The organism is Castellaniella sp. (assembly GCF_036379515.1).
In the GTDB taxonomy this organism is placed as follows: domain Bacteria; phylum Pseudomonadota; class Gammaproteobacteria; order Burkholderiales; family Burkholderiaceae_B; genus Castellaniella.
The window spans coordinates 1-18,274 of the sequence record NZ_DASVGN010000016.1; the positions used below are offsets into that span (position 1 = coordinate 1).

At 56.5% G+C, this 18,274-nt stretch carries 17 protein-coding genes and 1 pseudogene; 7 read left to right on the plus strand and 11 right to left on the minus strand.

Annotated features, from left to right (window positions below; translation table 11 throughout):
* Nucleotides 1–226, plus strand: a 226-nt coding sequence (locus tag VF285_RS05445; RefSeq protein WP_346951613.1) for a pyruvate kinase alpha/beta domain-containing protein, incomplete at its 5' end; no start/stop codon positions are given.
* Nucleotides 227–262: 36 nt separating this feature from the next.
* Here the strand turns inward: VF285_RS05445 and VF285_RS05450 are convergent.
* The 9 genes and pseudogenes from VF285_RS05450 to VF285_RS05490 all read right to left on the minus strand — a co-directional run.
* Nucleotides 263–391 (minus strand): hypothetical protein, encoded by a 129-nt coding sequence (locus VF285_RS05450; RefSeq protein ID WP_346951614.1) that lies wholly within the window; start codon nucleotides 389–391, stop codon nucleotides 263–265.
* A gap of 489 nt (nucleotides 392–880) precedes the next feature.
* A complete protein-coding gene (locus VF285_RS05455; protein ID WP_346951615.1) occupies nucleotides 881–1,234 on the minus strand; it encodes an ArsC/Spx/MgsR family protein in 354 nt (117 codons plus the stop codon).
* Between the two features lie 44 nt (nucleotides 1,235–1,278).
* Nucleotides 1,279–2,094: an aldolase gene (locus VF285_RS05460; RefSeq protein WP_414648074.1), complete on the minus strand. Its 816-nt coding sequence runs from the start codon at nucleotides 2,092–2,094 to the stop codon at nucleotides 1,279–1,281.
* Nucleotides 2,095–2,165: 71 nt separating this feature from the next.
* Nucleotides 2,166–3,194, minus strand: a complete 1,029-nt coding sequence (locus VF285_RS05465; protein ID WP_346951617.1) for a Bug family tripartite tricarboxylate transporter substrate binding protein — start codon at nucleotides 3,192–3,194, stop codon at nucleotides 2,166–2,168.
* Between the two features lie 114 nt (nucleotides 3,195–3,308).
* Nucleotides 3,309–4,814 carry a tripartite tricarboxylate transporter permease gene (locus VF285_RS05470; RefSeq protein WP_346951618.1) on the minus strand — a complete coding sequence of 502 codons (1,506 nt, stop codon included), beginning with the start codon at nucleotides 4,812–4,814 and terminating at the stop codon, nucleotides 3,309–3,311.
* A 93-nt stretch (nucleotides 4,815–4,907) separates the two neighbouring features.
* Nucleotides 4,908–5,429, minus strand: coding sequence for a tripartite tricarboxylate transporter TctB family protein (locus VF285_RS05475; RefSeq protein WP_346951619.1), 522 nt, complete (start codon nucleotides 5,427–5,429; stop codon nucleotides 4,908–4,910).
* Between the two features lie 119 nt (nucleotides 5,430–5,548).
* Complete coding sequence (locus VF285_RS05480) at nucleotides 5,549–6,757, minus strand: pyridoxal-phosphate-dependent aminotransferase family protein (RefSeq protein ID WP_346951620.1); 1,209 nt, start codon at nucleotides 6,755–6,757, stop codon at nucleotides 5,549–5,551.
* A gap of 55 nt (nucleotides 6,758–6,812) precedes the next feature.
* On the minus strand, nucleotides 6,813–7,226 hold the full coding sequence (locus VF285_RS05485) for a heme-binding protein (protein ID WP_346951621.1): 414 nt from the start codon (nucleotides 7,224–7,226) through the stop codon (nucleotides 6,813–6,815).
* Nucleotides 7,227–7,257: 31 nt separating this feature from the next.
* Nucleotides 7,258–7,737, minus strand: a pseudogene (locus VF285_RS05490) (FAD-binding oxidoreductase); the annotation flags it as partial.
* A gap of 541 nt (nucleotides 7,738–8,278) precedes the next feature.
* Between VF285_RS05490 and VF285_RS05495 the strand changes: the two are divergent.
* Nucleotides 8,279–9,010: a GntR family transcriptional regulator gene (locus tag VF285_RS05495; protein WP_346951622.1), complete on the plus strand. Its 732-nt coding sequence runs from the start codon at nucleotides 8,279–8,281 to the stop codon at nucleotides 9,008–9,010.
* Nucleotides 9,011–9,021: 11 nt separating this feature from the next.
* Here VF285_RS05495 and VF285_RS05500 read toward each other — a convergent pair whose 3' ends face one another.
* On the minus strand, nucleotides 9,022–9,429 hold the full coding sequence (locus VF285_RS05500; RefSeq protein ID WP_346951623.1) for a heme-binding protein: 408 nt from the start codon (nucleotides 9,427–9,429) through the stop codon (nucleotides 9,022–9,024).
* 205 nt (nucleotides 9,430–9,634) lie between these two features.
* Here VF285_RS05500 and VF285_RS05505 point away from each other — a divergent pair, with 205 nt between their 5' ends.
* Nucleotides 9,635–11,809, plus strand: a complete 2,175-nt coding sequence (locus tag VF285_RS05505; RefSeq protein ID WP_346951624.1) for a malate synthase G — start codon at nucleotides 9,635–9,637, stop codon at nucleotides 11,807–11,809.
* Between the two features lie 72 nt (nucleotides 11,810–11,881).
* Here the strand turns inward: VF285_RS05505 and VF285_RS05510 are convergent, their stop codons facing one another.
* Complete coding sequence (locus tag VF285_RS05510) at nucleotides 11,882–13,072, minus strand: acetylornithine transaminase (protein ID WP_346951625.1); 1,191 nt, start codon at nucleotides 13,070–13,072, stop codon at nucleotides 11,882–11,884.
* 371 nt (nucleotides 13,073–13,443) lie between these two features.
* Between VF285_RS05510 and VF285_RS05515 the strand changes: the two genes are divergently transcribed.
* Genes VF285_RS05515 through VF285_RS05530 form a run of 4 tightly spaced genes read left to right on the plus strand, consistent with a single transcriptional unit; the run spans nucleotide 13,444 to nucleotide 18,196 of the window.
* Nucleotides 13,444–14,379 carry an N-carbamoyl-D-amino-acid hydrolase gene (locus VF285_RS05515; protein ID WP_346951626.1) on the plus strand — a complete coding sequence of 312 codons (936 nt, stop codon included), beginning with the start codon at nucleotides 13,444–13,446 and terminating at the stop codon, nucleotides 14,377–14,379.
* An 18-nt stretch (nucleotides 14,380–14,397) separates the two neighbouring features.
* Entirely contained in the window at nucleotides 14,398–15,876 is a 1,479-nt protein-coding gene (gene hydA / locus VF285_RS05520; RefSeq protein WP_346951627.1) for a dihydropyrimidinase, read from the plus strand.
* 59 nt (nucleotides 15,877–15,935) lie between these two features.
* Nucleotides 15,936–16,892: an ornithine cyclodeaminase family protein gene (locus VF285_RS05525; RefSeq protein ID WP_346951628.1), complete on the plus strand. Its 957-nt coding sequence runs from the start codon at nucleotides 15,936–15,938 to the stop codon at nucleotides 16,890–16,892.
* Between the two features lie 38 nt (nucleotides 16,893–16,930).
* The gene (locus VF285_RS05530) at nucleotides 16,931–18,196 is read left to right on the plus strand and encodes an ABC transporter substrate-binding protein (protein ID WP_346951629.1); all 1,266 of its coding nucleotides are present in this window, start codon (nucleotides 16,931–16,933) and stop codon (nucleotides 18,194–18,196) included.
* The last annotated feature ends 78 nt before the right edge of the window (nucleotides 18,197–18,274 follow it).

Consider the following 18,274-nt stretch of genomic DNA (forward strand, 5'->3'; position numbering starts at 1 on the left):
AGAGCTTGCCACCGCCCGCCGCCTGGCCCTGGTCTGGGGCGTGCGCCCCGTGCACTTCCCCAAGCAACTGCACGAATCCAGCGAGATGATCGCCTGCGCCACCCGCAGTGCCTGCGACGCCGGGGTGGCCAAGCCTGGCGATACGCTGATTGTCATCGCCGGACTACCCTTCGGGCGCAGTGGAAGTACGAATCTGCTGCATGTGGCGCTCGTGCCCGCGAACTGAATCTCGTGCAGCGCTTGAAGCGCCACGGCTATGACCTCAAAGCAGCAGGCCTGATCCACCGGCCCGTCTGCTGTATGCATCCACGACAAACTTGCAATTGGCCTCCCCCGCTGCGATCCGACGCTGCAGCTCAACGATCGATACCTCTTCAACTACGTCACTCATGATCCATACTCCGGAGCTCCCCACGACTCACCGAAAATTCGGTGAGTCGTGGTCACCTTGTGCCAATAACTTCCCCATAACCAGAACGACGTCGATACCCGGCACTCCAACCGTTACAGTGGAGCCCTCTGGAGGCACCTTCGAAACAGCCAGCACGCCCATGACCCAACCCTGGACACCAGCATCTCGCTCGCTTGCAGATGACCCAGTGTCACCACCATATTGCGCATCTGGGTCTCAGAATGGCTCAACGCCTAGCCGATGTATTCACCAGCCCCACAGGGACTCTAGCTGCATCGAACGCCTGCATCCAATGGCCGTGCCCTGCGTCTGCAACACCATGCTCATGGCCGCACACAATTCCGCCCGGTTTTCCATGCGATTTGTATTAATCTCGACACGGGAGTCAGTGCGCCATTCTGAATGGCCCAGAACGTCGGCAGCGTGCTACACGCGGCACAAGTGTCGACAATAGCGACTGGGAAGATGCTATAGGATCTCTCTTACCACCTCTGCAGGTCGGCACAGCCTGATGCCCTTACGTGTTACGACGATCGGTCTACTGATAAGCTCGGGGTGCGCCACCATAAGATCCACCAGTTGATCTTCACTCCACTTCGGATCATCAAGCAACAATTCATCGAAGATTGGTGCCTTCTTCCGAAGAAGTTGGCGTGCGGACATTTCGAGCTCTCGCAACAACTCCAGCAGCTTCGGCTTGGAAAGCCTGTCAGCCTCCATATAATCGACAAGTGCAGGTGCGAATCCTGCCCCCTCCACGATTTCCCGTGTACCTCGGCACGTCGGGCAACCATCGTAATAATAAATAGTGATGTTCTCCATCCTGATCTCCTAGTACCTTTAACCTTTAGCCGTGACAAGGGTCTCTACTGAAGAGCCTCATCCCCATCTCTCTTCAGAAGCTTCCTGGCGTAGTAGTGAAAACTCCCCTCTATGGATTTTTTGCTGAGTCGGTAATCGTGAGCTTCTTTGGCATTCTTTGGATCTAAGCTCTGAACCGTTCCTGCCGAACTCGCCAGAATCTGCATACGTGCAGCACGTTCAATAAAAATCCCCAAAACGCAGGACTCTTCGATCGAGCCAGTCGCAACAAGCTGCCCATGGTGCGCCAAAAGAATCGCGCGCTTGTCGCCAAGTGCTTCGTGGATCAACTTCCCTTCCTCATCTCCAACCGGCGCGCCTGGCCAATACGGAAGATAGGCGCAGTCATCGTAGAACATACTGGTGTCCATATGAGCAGCAACAAGCGGTTGCCCGATGAGCGACAGTGCCGATACATACGGGGGGTGGGTATGGACAATGGCTGAAACGTTCGGCCGATGTCGATAAACCCACAGGTGGAATCGGTTCGAAGGATTAACCATACCTTCACCTTCCAGGATGTTTAGGTCATCGTCAACCAAAACAATGTTACTTGCGCTTGCCTCATCGAAGCCCAAGCCGAAACTCAACATCCAGTAAGTATCTGGCTTTTCACCTCTTGCAGTAATCTGACCCGCCAAGCCGGACTCATGCCCCTGGTCCGCTAGAATCCTGCAAGTAAGAGCAACCTTCTGGGGAATCGTCCAATTCGGCATCTGAAAGTATCTTTCCATCTCCTTCTTTGTTTTTTCAAAATATGCTTCTTTATCACGAGTAATATGTTCCACCACAATCTCCAGGATTAATCCAGATAAATACATAGAATAGGCTTATGGAATCAATCATCCCTCCTACCCGCTTAGACTTAGCACGCAACTCATACGGCAAGCAATCACTTTCCGCTGATCATTCCAGCCGAGATCATGATGTCCTTGGTCTTCGCTTCATCCTTTTGAAGATAGTCCGAGAAGGCCTTGCCAGTCAGAAATAGATTTTTATAGGCTCCTCTTTCGATATACTCTTTCCATTCCTTAGTCTGGACTACCTTCTTCAGCAAGTTTGTGTAATATTCAACTTGGTCACTCGTTACCCCCTTCGGCATGAAGATCCCTCGTATCATCTGATACTCAGCATCAATCCCCTCAGACTTGCACGTCGGAACGCTGTTCCAGGACATGTCACCGACAACCAACTTCTTATACGGCATGCGTTCCGAATCCATAACGCAGAGAGGCCGGACCTGCCCAGAACGCCACGTCGCAGCATGCTCTATGGGGTTGTTCACATCCGAGTTTATATGCTGCCCTACAAGCTGAGCAGTAATTTCACCACCGCCTCTGTACGGAATAAACTTAAACTTGGCCCCAGTTGCTTGCTCTATGATCCTCGTCGCTACCTCGTCTTCCCGCTTTGCTCCGGCGCCCCCCATCTTGAAGGTGTTGGGCTTGCTCTTCACCGCATTGATATATTCCGTCGCAGTATGGTAGGGAGACTTCGAATTGACCCACAGAACAAATTGATCCAGAGCCATCAATGCCACGGGTGTGGTGTCACGCCAATTGAAGGGCAAATTTGTCGTCAACGGAACCGTATAGAGGTTAGCCAGGGCAATCATTATCTTCTCCGGATTTCCCTGGCTTTCTTTGAGGTCAATAAAGCCTTGTCCACCCCCACCACCATTTTCGATGGTCACTATCATCGGTTCTTTTGAAAACTTATGCTTGGCGACGATACTCTGTATCATGCGGGCCATCTGATCCGCACCGCCGCCCGAACCGCCGGTCACGACAAAGGAGATCGGGCGAGTCGGCGCCCAAGCCGCGTCAGCAATTCCGGGTACAGCCAGAAGCGAACAACTTGCCGCAGCCAGGATCGCAGCCACTGGTGCCCGCCGAAAATACCTTATTCCTTTTGCCATCATGGTGTCTTCCTCCAATCTATCCAATTTATGAAGACGGAGCGTTCTGCTCGTCTGCCCAACCAGGCGACAACCCTATCTGGAATGCAGGTTGTCGTCGTCCTACCATCGTTTACTCTAACGCCTCCTCAAGTGTCCCAACATGGTATCAATGAAAGTTCTAATCATTGGATATACCGCAAGTAGTATCGCCAACGCCATCAACGTCGTGACTAGCGGATTCGACCAGAATATCGAGAGGCTTCCATCGGAAGAAAGCATGGACTGCCTGAATGCATCCTCTGTCCTTCGCCCCAAAACAATGGCCAATACCAATGGCGCCAGCGGATACTTCAGCTTTTTCAGGACATATCCGATCACCCCGAACACCAGCATGATCCATATATCAGCGGTCGAATTATTGACCACGTATGCGCCCACAGCACAAACCATTATGATCAATGCGGAGATCGTGGAAAACGAAATACGCATGATTGAAGCGAAGAACGGGACCGCTGAAAGGCAAACGACGAGACCAACCACGTTACTGATATACATGCTTGCAACCAGCCCCCAGACAAAGTCGGGCTGTTCTCTGAACAGCAGTGGTCCTGGCTCCAGGCCCCATGTGATCAACCCCCCCAACAGCACTGCCGCAGTCGCCGAGCCCGGAATCCCGAGCGCCAGCATTGGCAGCAGGGAACTTGCACCGGACGCGTGTGCTGCCGTTTCAGGCGACAGCACCCCTCGGGGGTTTCCCTCTCCGAACTTTATTTCACCTTTTGAAAACCGGTCCTCAATCCCATAACCCATGAATGATGCCGCCGTCGCACCTCCCGGTGTCACCCCCATCCAGCACCCGACAATACAACTACGCACCAAGGAAGCCCAATACTTCGGAAGCTTGGCCCAAGTACGGAATACGTCCTTCGGTGTCAGACGCACACCCATGCCCTTGAACGTCAGGGATTTCTCGATAGTAAACAGGATTTCACCGATGCCAAACAGACCAATAACTGCAACTACAAAATCGACGCCCTGAATAAGGCTGACTTGGCCGAACGTCAATCTCAGAGTCCCACTCATGGAATCCATTCCAACCTCGGCAACAGCAAAGCCAAACAGCGTCGCCAAAATCGTCTTCATGGGCGAGCCTTTGCTCGAACCGATGAAGCTACAAAAGGTCAGAAGATAAACACCAAAGAATTCGGGCGGGCCGAACTTCAGAGAGAACCTTGCAAGCGCGAGAGCGGAAAACGTGAGAAGGAGTATTCCCACCAATGCGCCCACAAAAGCTCCTGTGAACGATAGTGTCAAGGCCTCCGCAGCCTTCCCCTGTTGCGCCATTGGGAAGCCGTCGAAGGTCGTTGCTACTGATGTCGAGTCACCTGGTATGTTAAATAAGATCGAGGTTATCGAGCCACCGAACAATGCACCCCAATAGATGCAAGACAGCATGATGATGGCGCTTACCGGAGTCATGCTGAACGTCAATGGCAAGAGTATCGCAACCCCGTTTGGGCCACCCAAGCCCGGCAGGACGCCAACGAATACTCCTAGGACAAGACCAAACAGCATCAATATCAGGTCATGCCAGTTCATTATCACATTCATGCCATGCAGCAGAAGTTCGAATTGTTCCATTTATGACCTTTCCGTTTTGTGACGTTCAGGCGAACGCACCCGATTATTCTGGCGCCCGAGGACGCGTAGCCCCTGGGACTCGCGCACCGGCGACTAATAGCCCATCAGATGTTCGATATACCCCTTTGGCAGCGGTATGCTGAATACAATTTCGAAAAGCACAAATACAGATACAACTGATATCACTGAAATTAGCAATGCCTTTCGAATTGGCTGCTTTCCAATCACCAAGATAAAATACAGGATGAATGGAAGCGATGACTCATATATCCCAATTACCTTTATCAGAGAGACATAGATAATCGTCGGAATCAGGACCTTGGCTATTCTCTTTACCCCAGAAATATCCGTGAATTGCTCCGTATCTTTCGGGCGTCTCAGTGCGAGACGCCAAAAGAGACCTAGTCCTACGATCGCCATCAGCAAACCGACCCTGAAGGGAAAGTACCCCGACTGCATTCCTTCTTCTGTCCAGCCGCACCCCAACTTGTAGCTACTCCACGCGACCGCCAGCCCAAGCAGGACAAACCCAATCGCGACGAGCTGATCCACCCTGGATCTGCCGATGCCGCTGGCAGTGCCGGCCGGACGTTCGTCTTTCAGTTCGTCGGTCATACAATTCTCCGTCACCCAATAGGTCAACTTCAGGAATCAATCGGCGCCCGTGCGCCGTGTCAACCTGCTGAACGGGCTGCCTGCGAATATGCTGCATAGCAGGCAGCTCGTCCAGGTCCTCATCCGCGCAATGGCCTGGACCGCACCTCAGACTGCTCAGCTAGATACTCCATCGCCACCTGTACCCCGCCCTTCTTATGCGGTACATGCGCGAGCTCCAAACCCATTTCCACCCCCGCCAGGGTGCCGCACACTGTCAGATCATTGAGATCGCCCAAGTGACCAATGCGAAATACCCGGTCCTTAAGCTTTGTGAGCCCCTGCCCCAGCGACATGTTGAAGTGCTCGAACACAACGTTGCGAAAGGCGTCCGCCCCATGACCCTCGGGCATCATGACAGCCGTGAGGGATGGGCTGTAATGTTCCGGATCGGCACAAAGGATCTCCAGCCCCCACGTACGCACGGCACGTCGAGTCGCTTCAGCATGGCGTTTATGGCGAGCAAAGACTGTTTCCAGTCCTTCGGTAAACAGCATATCCAGCGCCTCATGCAGGCCGTAGAGCAAATTGGTAGACGGCGTGTAAGGGAAGTAGCCGGTCGCGTTGCTGGCGATCATGGCGTGCCAGTCCCAGAACGAGCGCGGCAGGGTGTTCTTTTCGCTCGCGGCAAGCGCCTTGTCGCTGACGGCATTGAAGGACAGACCGGGGGGCAACATCAGCCCTTTTTGCGAGCCGGCAACAGTCACATCCACGCCCCATTCATCGTGGCGATAATCGATCGATCCCAGAGAAGAAATCGTGTCCACCATCAGCAGTGCAGGATGGCCGGCCCTATCGATGGCATCTCGCACAGCCTTGACATCACTGGTGACCCCGGTGGCCGTCTCGTTGTGCACCACGCAAACCGCTTTAATCTCGTGCGTCGTGTCGGCCCGGAGATGAGCTTCGATATCGGCAGGGTCGGCTGCGCGGCGCCAATCACCCGGCAAGAACTGTACACGGACGCCAAGGCGTTCAGCCATCTTCTTCCATAAAGTGGCAAAGTGCCCGGTTTCCGCCATGAGAACCAGGTCGCCCGGCGAGAGCGTGTTGACCAACGCTGCCTCCCAGGCTCCCGTCCCGGAGGCCGGGTAGATGACCACAGGGTTTTGGGTCTTGAAGACTTTCTTCATCCCGGCCAATACCGAGAGACCCAATGCACCAAACTCCGGCCCGCGGTGATCAATAGTGGGGTTGTCGATGGCGCGCAGGATTCGTTCGGGGACATTCGTGGGTCCCGGAATCTGGAGAAAATGACGCCCCGATGGGTGAGCGCTGAGAGTCAACATCGTGAAGGTTCCTTGAATGAATAAGTGAAAATGAGTAACGGAAACAGGAGGCTAATCACCGCTGAGCAGTCATAAGCGCCGCAATCCCTGCCTTCCCAATCTCTACGTCCTGAGTAGATTTCACGCCGGACACACCGACGGCACCGATGACCTCTCCGTCAACCACGATAGGCACGCCGCCCTCGAGCATGACGGGCATCGGAACCGACAAATAGGCATAGCGCCCACTATTGATCGACTCCTCGTAATGACTGGACTCGTGACGCCCCAACGCGGCCGTCCGGGCCTTTCCCGGAGAAATCGTAGCCGTCATGGGTGAAGCCCCATCAAGTCGCAACATGCCCAGCAGATGGCCGCCATCGTCCACAACTGAAATCGTGACCCGCCAATCGTGTTCCTGCGCGTATCGGCTCGCCGCCTGGATGATCGTCTTCACATCGTCCGCCACCAAGACCGGTTTTGTTTTCATAACTCCCTCCAAAGAATTTTTTGTACCGGGCCTAGGCCAAGGCCCGCTTCAGCACTCGAGCCACATGCACCGCCTGGCGACCGGCACCGTCTTCGATCTGATGCCGACAGCTTGTCCCATCAGCCACGATGAGATCATCCGGGCCAGCCTGTCGCACGGCAGGCAGCAAAGAAAGCTCGGCCATCTTCATCGAGATATCAAAATGGTTGGCGCCGTACCCAAAGCTTCCCGCCATACCGCAGCAACTGGATTCAATGAGACTTACCTGCAAATCGGGAGTCAGCCCCAGCACGGTCTGCACCGACTTGACCGCGTCAAATGCCTTCTGATGACAATACCCATGCAACAGAGCATGTTTTTGCGGCAATGCTTTGAGCTCCAGCGTGAGCCGACCCGCTGTGTGTTCTCGCGTCAGGTATCCCTCGAACAGAAATGACTGCTTCGCCAGCGCCTTTGCATCGTCACCCAGCGCCATGACCAAGAACTCGTCACGCAGCGAGAGAAGATTCGAGCTTGCAGCACTTGCAACCGACGCACAGATCCAGGCTTTCACGCACTTCTTCCGAGGTAAAGGCGTCCTTGTCTATTTGGCCCGAAAGCGCAAGGTGCAGGGTATTGGCCCACCCCCCGCGCCACGAACGAGGCTTGCAGCTCACTGCAGATATCGACGGCAACCCGTACATCTTCAAAGGCCTTGGGAACCAGAACCCCGACGGGGTCCATCTGATAGATAGAAACATCGGTGGCATAACGCCCTCGGTCCGCACGATCGAACAGGATTTCTCCTTGGACGTCGCAGGCAAGGCGCTCTGCGAGCTCGTTGCGCTTTACACCCGCATGTATGACCTTCGTTGGAACAGGAACGTCCATGATGAGCGGTTGTCGTGGAGGTTAGAGAACCACTCACAACTTAATTTTGAATGCAAAATACTTTATCAAAAGAAATCTAAAAAAGAAACTGCTCCCAAGGATTTTTTGATTGGTAATTACCCTAGAAGCATGAGAAATATCCGATGTAGTAAAATCGATTCGACTCGCCATGTGACTTTTGTATGCAAAATTCAAATTCTCTACTTATCGCCCCCAAAGCCGCTCCCCTCTCGAAGGTCGCACGTCTCCAGCTCCACGATGTCATCGTGGAACAATTGCGCAATTTCGTAGTGGAAGGCTCTATTGCTCCAGGCACCAAGCTCAACGAGCGCGAGCTATGCGATACGCTGGGAATCTCGCGCACGCCGCTACGCGAGGCTATCAAAGTGCTTGCGGCGGAGGGGCTGGTTGAGATCACGCCCAACCGTGGGGCCTCGGTTTACCAAATGTCCGAAGCCGAGATCCGCGAAATGTTCGAGCTCATGAGCTGCCTGGAAGGCTTCTCAGGGCTACTTGCCTGTCAGCGCATCACAGAAGAAGAAATTACTGAAATCAAGGCCATGCATTATGTAATGCTGGCTTGCCATGCTAAGAAGGATCTGCCCGGGTACTACAAGCAGAACAGTCTGATCCACGATCACATCAATCAGGCGGCGCGCAACGCCGCTCTGCGGCAAGTGTACCTGGCGACGAACCGCCGCCTGCAATCTCTGCGCTTTCGGTCCAACTTTGAGACAGCCAAGTGGGACAAGGCCATGGGGGAGCACAGCGAGATGATCGAGGCACTCGAAGCCCATAACGGCGAGCGCCTGTCCATCATCTTGCGAGACCATTTGCTCGAAAAACGGGACGCGGTGCTCCGCGTCCTTGCAAGCGACTCAGGCACGCCACTCAACGAAAGCAGCGTGGCCTGATACCTAGCCGCTTACGCCAGCTTCAGCGCCGCAATACCTGCCTTGGCGATCTCTGCGTCTTGCGCCGACTTCACACCTGAAACCCCCACGGCACCGACCACTTGCCCATCGGCCACGATGGGCACGCCGCCTTCCATGAAGACCAGATCAGGCACCGACAAAAAGGCGTAGCGCCCGCCATTGATGGTTTCTTCGTACCCACGCGATTCCTTTTGCCCCACGGCAGCCGTGCGGGCTTTGCCCGGTGCAATCACCGCAGTCATGGGCGCCGCACCATCCAGGCGAAGCAATCCCAGAAGATGGCCGCCATCATCTACTACGGAAATCGTCACCTTCCACCCGTTCGCGGTCGCGTGCTCACGAGCCGCCGCCAGCACCGCTGCGACGTCATCGGCCGTCAATGCAAATTTTGTCTTCATGCTGATCTCTCCAGAAAAGGGGGTGCAACACCCCATCGGGGCACTGGGCCCACGCGGTAAAACCACAGTCTAGCCGGCTGAGCGAAGTCAATACCATCGCCACAACATACTTTAAGTATATGCTGCATATAGGGATTGGTCTTTCAACTCTTATAGAAGACTACCTATAATGCTGGATAACGCAAAAGTCCAACAGGAACGTCAAATGTCAGATCGAATCTCCGCACACGGCCTCCAGGTGGCAGGGTCCCTGCACCAGTTCATCGAGCACGAAGCTCTGCCTGGCACTGGGGTCCAATCGGCCGCCTTCTGGAAGGGCCTGTCCGACATCATTCACGATCTCGCTCCCAAGAACCGCGCGCTGCTGGCTGAACGCGACCGCATCCAGGCCGCCATGGACAAGTGGTACGCGCAGCATCCGGGCACGGTGAAAGACCCCGCGGCCTACCGGGCGCATCTGAAATCCATCGGCTACCTGAAGGACGTGCCGGCCCAGGTGAAGGTCACCACCGACAACGTGGACACGGAAGTCACTGTGCAAGCCGGTCCGCAGCTGGTGGTGCCGATTACCAACGCCCGCTACGCACTCAACGCCGCCAATGCACGTTGGGGCAGCCTGTACGACGCGCTGTACGGCACGGATGCCATTTCCGACGAAGGCGGGGCGGGCAAGACAGCCACCTACAATCCGGCACGCGGCGCCAAGGTCATCGCCTTCGGTCGCCAGTTCCTGGACGACAACGTCCCGCTGGCCACCGGTTCACACAAAGACGCGGTGAGCTACTCCGTGGTCGGCGGTGTGCTGGAGGTCGCCCTGAAGGACGGCACGCACACCAGCCTGCGCAACGTCGAAGCCTTCCTGGGCCATCGCGGTGCAGCCAATGCGCCCGAGGCCGTCGTGATGGTCCACCACGGCCTGCACTTTGAAATCCAGTTCGACGCGCAACACCCCATCGGCAAGACCGATGCGGCGCACGTCAAAGACATTTTGCTGGAATCCGCCGTCACCACCATCATCGATCTGGAAGACTCCATCGCTGCTGTAGACGCCGACGACAAGGTGCTGGCCTACCGCAACTGGCTCGGCCTGATGAAGGGCGACCTGATCGAAGAACTGGTGAAGAACGGCAAGAAGATCACACGTCGCCTGAACGCCGACCGCGAATACGTGGCGCGCGACGGCAGCAAGGGCACGCTGCACGGCCGTGCGCTGCTCTTCATCCGCAACGTGGGCCACCTGATGACCAACCCGGCCATCCTGGACCGCGACGGGCACGAAGTGCCCGAGGGCATTCTGGACGCCGTCTTCACGTCGCTCATTGCCATGCACGACCTGAAGTCGCGCCAGAATTCGCGTACCGGCTCCATCTACATCGTCAAACCCAAGATGCATGGCCCGGACGAAGTCGCCTTCGCCAGCGAACTCTTCGGTCGCACCGAACAGCTGCTGGGCCTGGCACCCAACACGGTCAAGATGGGCATCATGGACGAGGAGCGCCGTACCAGCGTCAACCTCAAGGCCTGCATCGCAGCTGCCACTGCGCGCGTGGTGTTCATCAACACCGGGTTCCTGGATCGCACGGGCGACGAAATCCATACGTCCATGCACGCCGGCGCACTGGTGCGCAAGGGCGACATGAAGAATCTGGAATGGATCAAGGCCTATGAGCTGAACAACGTCCAGAGCGGCCTGGAATGCGGCCTGCGTGGCCACGCTCAGATCGGCAAGGGCATGTGGGCCATGCCGGATTTGATGGCTGACATGCTGCAGCAAAAAATTGGCCACGTGAAGGCCGGTGGCAACACGGCCTGGGTGCCGTCGCCTACGGCTGCCACGCTGCACGCCCTGCACTACCACATGGTGGATGTCGTCCAAGTACAGAAATCGCTGGAAGGACACCATGAAGACTATACCGACCGCATCCTGACGGTCCCGGTCTCGTCCGACCCTCATTGGACGGCGGAAGAAGTCCAGCAAGAGCTCGACAACAACTGCCAAGGCATCCTGGGCTACGTGGTGCGCTGGATCGACCAGGGCGTGGGCTGCTCCAAGGTGCCCAACATCCACAACGTGGGGCTGATGGAAGACCGTGCCACGCTGCGTATTTCCAGCCAACACATCGCCAACTGGCTGCTGCACGGCATCACGAACCGTGATCAAGTCGAGAAAACCCTGCGCCGCATGGCCGCCGTGGTGGACAAGCAAAACGCGGGCGATGCACTCTACGAACCCATGGACGGCCATTTCGACACGTCCTGCGCCTTCAAGGCCGCCAGCGACCTGATCTTCAAGGGCCTGGAACAGACCAATGGCTACACCGAGCCGCTGCTGCACCACTGGCGTCAGGTGAAGAAGGCCGAGCAAGCCAAGAAAGCCTGATTCGACAACAGGCATACGAAAAAAGCCTGGTCCCCATCGGGGCCAGGCTTTTTTTAACGCCAATTCAGGGGATCAACGGCGAACTTGCGCCACCAGCTCATCCAGCCAAGCCAGCATGGTGTCGACTTCATCGGCCGAGACGTTCAGCGCCGGCATGAAGCGCAGCAAATTGCCGCGGGGAGCGTTGAGCAGCAAGCCTTCAGGGGCGCGATCACGCGCGGCCTGCACCAGAGCGGGACCATCATCACGATCCATGATCAGGGCCCGCAGCAGGCCCATGCCACGCTCACCCTTCATGCCCCACTTCGCCGACAGGCGCTTGAGGCCCTCGGACAGCTGTGCACCACGAGCATTGACGGATTCCATGAAGCCAGGTGCGGTCATGGTGTCGAAGATCGCCACGCCCACCGCCGTCATGAGCGGGTTGCCGTTGTAGGTGCCGCCCTGATCGCCATGCTCAAAGCAACTGACTGCCTCGCGCGCGCATAGGGCAGATAGCGGTACACCGCCACCGATGCCCTTGCCCAGCGTCATGATGTCGGGCTCGATGCCCGCATGTTGATAGGCAAACAGCCGGCCGGTACGCCCCATGCCGGTCTGGACTTCGTCCACGATGAGCAGCAGGCCACGCTCACGCGTCAGTGCGCGCAGGCCCTGCAGGAATTCGGCCGTGGCCGGGAGGACACCGGCTTCACCCTGCACGGGTTCGAGCATGACGGCCACGGTCTGGTCGTCAATGAGCGCCCGCACGGAATCAAGATCGTTCAAATCCGCCTTGGGGAAGCCTTCTACCTGCGGCGCAAATTTCTTGTCCCAACCCGGCTTGCCGGAAGCCGACATGGTCGCCAGCGTGCGTCCATGAAAGCTGTGATCGAAGGTGATGATCTTGTACGCACCCTTGCGATGCAGCTGCCCCCACTTGCGGGCCAGCTTGATCGCCCCTTCGTTGGCCTCGGCACCGCTATTGGCGAAGAACACACGATCGAAGCACGAAGCCCCGACGATGCGCTTGGCCAGCTCAATGGACGGCTGGTTGTAGAAGGCGGGCGACGGGTTGAACAGCGTATTGGCCTGTCGGGTCAGGGCTTCGACCATCACTGGGGCGTTGTGCCCCAGGCAATTCACCGCCCAACCCTGGATGAAATCCAGGTAGCGCTTGCCCGCCTGGTCTTCGAGCCAGGCACCTTGCCCGCGCACAAAGACCAGTTCAGGACGTGAAGTGATTTCCATCAGGGCATTGAGCCCTGCACGATCGATAGCCATGAGTAAGAGTTCCACCCCAGGAGACGCAGCGCACTTGCACCGCCAAAGAAGGTATTTTAGCGTCACCAGCGACGCAACGACGCCCTTGATCACCCAATGAGCGATCTACCTCCGGCTCTCATGGTCACCACCAACCCGAAAGAAGGCGCGGTGCTTTGACGATCAAAATGCTGCGGTCGCACAAAAATCTGAAATAACTACCCCTTAACCTGGGCTTAACACGGACGCACAAAAAGTGAGTCGGCTATTCCACCCCCCTGGCCGATAATCTAAAAGCCGGTTGACGCGATTCACCAACGGGCCTGCGTCCATTTGCATGCCTGCGTAACGCCACACCGGGGATCTCTTAATTCACGAAGGCAAACATCAATATGAACAATAGTCGAACGCTCGGGTTGGCCGTCGCTCAAATGGGACCTGTGAACTTGGCGGATTCGAAGGAAACAGTAGTCGCCCGATTGATAGAGATGATGCGCGATGCCAAATCAAGGGGCGCCGAAGTCGTCGTATTCCCCGAGCTTGCATTGACGACATTTTTCCCACGATATTGGATGGAGGATCAGCAGGAAATCGACCGGTTCTTTGAAAAGGCAATGCCAAATCCGCAGGTCCAACCGTTATTCGACGAGGCCAAGAAACTGGGAGTGGGCTTTTACCTTGGCTACGCAGAACTTACACCAAATGGCCGAAGATTCAATACATCGATATTGGTCGAGAAAAATGGAGATATCGTAGGCAAATATCGAAAGATCCACCTGCCGGGGCACTCGGACCATAAAACCGGCGTCCCATTCCAACATCTCGAAAAGAAATACTTCGAGGTCGGGGATCTGGGGTTCCGTGTCTTCAACCTGCACGACACTCAATTCGGCATGTGCCTCTGCAATGATCGCCGCTGGCCCGAGACCTACAGGGTCATGTCTCTGCAAAGCGCAGAGATCGTGGTCCTTGGCTACAACACTCCATCGATCAATATCCACTGGAACGAACCAGTGCATCTGCGTACGTCGACACACCTGATTTCACTGCAGGCAAACGCATACCAGAACGCGCTCTGGGTTGCCGCGGCCGCGAAATGTGGTTCGGAAGACGGATTCCACATGATAGGAAGTTCCGTCATCGTCGCCCCTACAGGCGAAATCGTGGCGCGCGCGCTGACGGAAGAGGACGAAGTCATTGCCGTCAAGGCAGACCTGCAAATCGGCGAGAACTTCCGAAAACACGTCTTCAACTTCGCCAAGCACCGCAGGCCGGAGCACTACCGGCTGATCGTGGAACGCGTCGGGGCAGGCGAACCTTTGGAATGAGCTGGAGTGAAAACAACCATGGATAGCCGCTTCGATCTGACCATTCGCAATGGACGAATCGTAACCGACACTGAAATCATAGACGGTGACGTGGGGATTCGCGATGGTTGCATCGCCGCAATAGGGCCAGAATTACCTGCTGGACTGCGGGATATCGACGCGGCCAAAAAATGGGTGCTTCCAGGTGGTATCGACAGTCATTGTCACGTGGAGCAGCTCTCTGGAATGGGGATGATGTGTGCGGACGACTTCTACTCCGCCACGGTATCCGCAGCCTTTGGTGGCACGACCACCATCATCCCATTTGCGGCTCAGCACCGAGGGATGAAGATCCCCGACGTGGTGAAAGATTACTCGGAACGCGCGCGCACCAAGGCAGTGATTGACTACGGCTTTCACCTCATCTTGGCCAACCCGGACGATGACACCATGACGCGGGACCTCCCAGAAGCCATACGTGGGGGCATTTCGTCGCTCAAGATTTACATGACGTATGACCGTCTGAAACTGGAAGACATTCAGTTCCTGGATGTTCTGGAACTGGCTCGCGAGCACAACGCGCTTGTGATGGTTCACGCGGAGAACAACGACATCATCAAGTGGTTGGCGAAACGCCTGATCGAGCGTGGCCATACGGCACCAAAGTTTCATGCCGTAGCACACGACCCACTGGCCGAGGCCGAAGCCACGAACCGCGCCATTACGTTTTCGCGTCTCGTCGACACACCGATTCTCATCGTACACGTCTCGGGTGGAGACACCGTGGGATTGATCCGCAGCGCCAGAACGCTCGGAGCACACATATTGGCAGAAAGTTGCCCACAGTATTTGTTCCTCACCGCCGGGGACCTCGACCGGCTCGGGCTGGAGGGCGCGAAGTTTTGCTGCTCCCCACCTCCACGAGATGCGCAGGCCCAAGAAGCCATATGGGACGGATTTTCAGACGGAACGCTCGCCACCTACTCGTCCGACCACGCTCCCTATCGTTTCGACGCGACCGGCAAACTTCCTAAAGGAGATCAAACCACCTTCAAGGACATGGCCAACGGAGTCCCGGGCCTGGAGCTTCGCATGCCGTTGCTGTTCAGCGAGGGTTTTCTCGCTGGCCGCATCGACATTCACGAATTCGTGCGGCTGACAGCATCAAACCACGCTGATTTGTACGGCCTGTCTCCCAGGAAAGGGCGCATCACCGTCGGAGCCGACGCGGATATCGCCGTCTGGAACCCGGCACGCGAGACACGCATCACCTATTCCGACCTGCACGATCAAGTCGGCTATACGCCCTACGAGGGGCGAGTGGTCAAAGGTTGGCCAGAAATCGTCATCTCTCGCGGGCGCATCGTCATCGAAGATCAACAGCTGCACGTCGAGCGCGGCAGTGGCCAGTACCTTCAGCGTGGAGCACCGCGCCTGAGTTGGCCTGAGAAGAAAGCCCCCCTGCACGGACAAGGCAGCTTCATCAAGTCGGCCATGGCCGCCGCAAAAGGAGACTGAACCAGCGCACCGAATCACGCCCCATCTGCAATCGCACACCTTTTCCCTCGAGCCGTCGGATGACCATTTATCTTAGTGACGAAGCCATCGCCTGCACACTGCCTCTCGCAAGAGCAATCGACTGCGTTCGTATGGCGTTTTCCGATCTCGCGTCGGGACAAGCCCAAAATGCAGTCAGAAATCGCATGGCCTCAGGCTCGGCAGTGATGAACGTCATGTGGGCATCATCTCAAGGCAGTGGCGCGATGGCAGTCAAGAGCTATGTGACTGCGGGGCACGGCGTCACCCATGGATCGGCCCTTTCGCTCGCGATCTACTCCACGGAGACAGGCGAGTTGCTTGCCCTGATGGAAGCAAACATTCTGGGCCGAATACGCACGGCTGCGGCTACAGTCATCGCCACACGGATGATGGCCAACGCCAACCCTGCAACACTCTCCATCTATGGCACCGGATTCCAAGCGGAATATCAAGTGGAAGCACTGCTGAGTTCCGTGAACACACTCACCAGGGTCTACGTAGTCGGTAGAAACGCAGAGAAAAGAGATGCATTCGTCGAGAAGCTTTCCACGGGTGCCAGAGACGTGGAGTTCCTCTCGGCCGATCCAAGAACGGCCGCGGCATCGGCGGACATCATCGTCACCGCAACCAACTCACGGGAGCCACTTTTCGACGCCACCTGGCTGAGGCCGGGAGTGCACATCAATGCCGTCGGATCAAACGCACCCGAAAAGGCGGAGATCAGCAGGGCAACGCTGGAACGAGCCAATCTCATCGTCGTCGACGACTTGGCTGTAGCGCAACAAGAGTGTGGCGACCTTATTGTGAATCAATGGAGCATGGATCGCATGAATACGCTGGGTGAGTTGATCCTTGGGAGGGCGAAGACGCGGACTGCGACTGACGACATCACGCTCTTCGAATCACAGGGACTCGCGCTGCAGGATCTCATGTGTGGTTTGGCTGTTACGAAGGAGGCAGAAAAAATGGGCTTAGGAATCAAATTAACAGGCTGATCAACTTGATCTTTACCTAAACGAAAGGAGACTGGATCATGACAACAACGGGATTTGAAAGGCGCACATACCTCGCGCATGCACTCAAGTTTGCAGCAGCTGGAATCGCCACTGCAGTGGGGCTCGCGTGGTGCCCAGCCAGCACCGCAGCAACGGGAAGCAGTGCAAAACACGTCAGCGACATTACGATCGGAACCATTCTGCCCCTGACCGGCGCTACCGCACAGAATGGTGAAAACTCACTGCGTGGAATTCGACTCGCGGTGGAAGAGATCAATCAAGCAGGCGGCATCAAGTCGATGGGAGGCGCAAAGCTGAAGCTCACGGTGGCGGACGCAACGAGTGACCCTGCCAAGGCCGCGTCGGCAGCCATCAACTTTCTCTCGAAGAGTGAGAAGCCTCTTGCGATGGTCGGTGCTTATGCAAGTGGCCTGACCGAAACCATCGCCCGCGTCACGGAGCGAGCTCGTATACCGCTGCTGAGCACCTCATTTGCGGACACTCTGACGCAACAAGGCTACAAATTCTTCTTCCAGATCCCGGCGGCCGCGTCCAAGATGGGAACGGCACAATTCCGATACGCCTCGGAAGTCGCCAAAGCAAACAACAGCTCGCTGAAGAAGATTGCAATCGTCTACGCAAACAACGCCTATGGGGCGAGCCAGGCGGCAGCTCTCAAGAAGCAAGCCGAAAGCAGCGGAGTCCAGGTTGCGCTCTACGCGGGGTACTCGCCAGACATCACCGATGCGAATCCGATCGTCGCCAAGATCCAGGCGTCCGGTGCAGACAGCATCTTTTCAATCGCTTACGTGACGGACGGGGTCCTGCTGATGCGCGCTCTCAAGTCATCGGGCAGCACGCTGGCCATGTTTGGCGGAACCGGAGGTTACGTCACGCCAGACTTCCTGAAAGTGCTCGGATCGGCAGTCAACGGTGTCTTCAGCATCACCACGTCCAACCCGGACGACTACGGTGCCATTGGCGAGGCCTACCAAAAGAAATACGGCCAGTTCATGCCTCAAGAAGCGCATGACAACGCAGCTGCAGTCTTCATCATTGCACAAGCATTGGAAGAGCATCCCACGACAAACCCGGTTGCGCTGGCACAGACCTTGCACTCCGGCAAATACACGCTGGGCGCAGCGTCATCCATGCCCGGCGGATCTGTGGAATTCAACGCTTCCGGCGTGAACATCCACGCCGAGCCACTGATGGTTCAATGGCAAGACGGCAAGCTGGTTGGGGTATGGCCAGCTAGCTTGGTCAAAGGCAAGCCGCAGTGGCCTGAAGCCAAGAAAAATTAGGCCGGCCTGCACTACCGCACCTCGCAGTGGCACCTCCTGGGCGCCATCGGCGAGGTGCCCTGCCACACCACTCGCCTG

Excerpts from the sequence above, each read along its gene's own strand:
- VF285_RS05450 (WP_346951614.1), bottom strand. The coding sequence starts at position 391 with ATGAGTGACGTAGTTGAAGAGGTATCGATCGTTGAGCTGCAGCGTCGG.
- VF285_RS05455 (WP_346951615.1), bottom strand. The coding sequence starts at position 1,234 with ATGGAGAACATCACTATTTATTATTACGATGGTTGCCCGACGTGCCGA.
- VF285_RS05460 (WP_414648074.1), bottom strand. The coding sequence starts at position 2,094 with ATGTATTTATCTGGATTAATCCTGGAGATTGTGGTGGAACATATTACT.
- VF285_RS05465 (WP_346951617.1), bottom strand. The coding sequence starts at position 3,194 with ATGATGGCAAAAGGAATAAGGTATTTTCGGCGGGCACCAGTGGCTGCG.
- VF285_RS05470 (WP_346951618.1), bottom strand. The coding sequence starts at position 4,814 with ATGGAACAATTCGAACTTCTGCTGCATGGCATGAATGTGATAATGAAC.
- VF285_RS05475 (WP_346951619.1), bottom strand. The coding sequence starts at position 5,429 with ATGACCGACGAACTGAAAGACGAACGTCCGGCCGGCACTGCCAGCGGC.
- VF285_RS05480 (WP_346951620.1), bottom strand. The coding sequence starts at position 6,757 with ATGTTGACTCTCAGCGCTCACCCATCGGGGCGTCATTTTCTCCAGATT.
- VF285_RS05485 (WP_346951621.1), bottom strand. The coding sequence starts at position 7,226 with ATGAAAACAAAACCGGTCTTGGTGGCGGACGATGTGAAGACGATCATC.
- VF285_RS05495 (WP_346951622.1), top strand. The coding sequence starts at position 8,279 with ATGCAAAATTCAAATTCTCTACTTATCGCCCCCAAAGCCGCTCCCCTC.
- VF285_RS05500 (WP_346951623.1), bottom strand. The coding sequence starts at position 9,429 with ATGAAGACAAAATTTGCATTGACGGCCGATGACGTCGCAGCGGTGCTG.
- VF285_RS05505 (WP_346951624.1), top strand. The coding sequence starts at position 9,635 with ATGTCAGATCGAATCTCCGCACACGGCCTCCAGGTGGCAGGGTCCCTG.
- VF285_RS05510 (WP_346951625.1), bottom strand. The coding sequence starts at position 13,072 with ATGGCTATCGATCGTGCAGGGCTCAATGCCCTGATGGAAATCACTTCA.
- VF285_RS05515 (WP_346951626.1), top strand. The coding sequence starts at position 13,444 with ATGAACAATAGTCGAACGCTCGGGTTGGCCGTCGCTCAAATGGGACCT.
- hydA (WP_346951627.1), top strand. The coding sequence starts at position 14,398 with ATGGATAGCCGCTTCGATCTGACCATTCGCAATGGACGAATCGTAACC.
- VF285_RS05525 (WP_346951628.1), top strand. The coding sequence starts at position 15,936 with ATGACCATTTATCTTAGTGACGAAGCCATCGCCTGCACACTGCCTCTC.
- VF285_RS05530 (WP_346951629.1), top strand. The coding sequence starts at position 16,931 with ATGACAACAACGGGATTTGAAAGGCGCACATACCTCGCGCATGCACTC.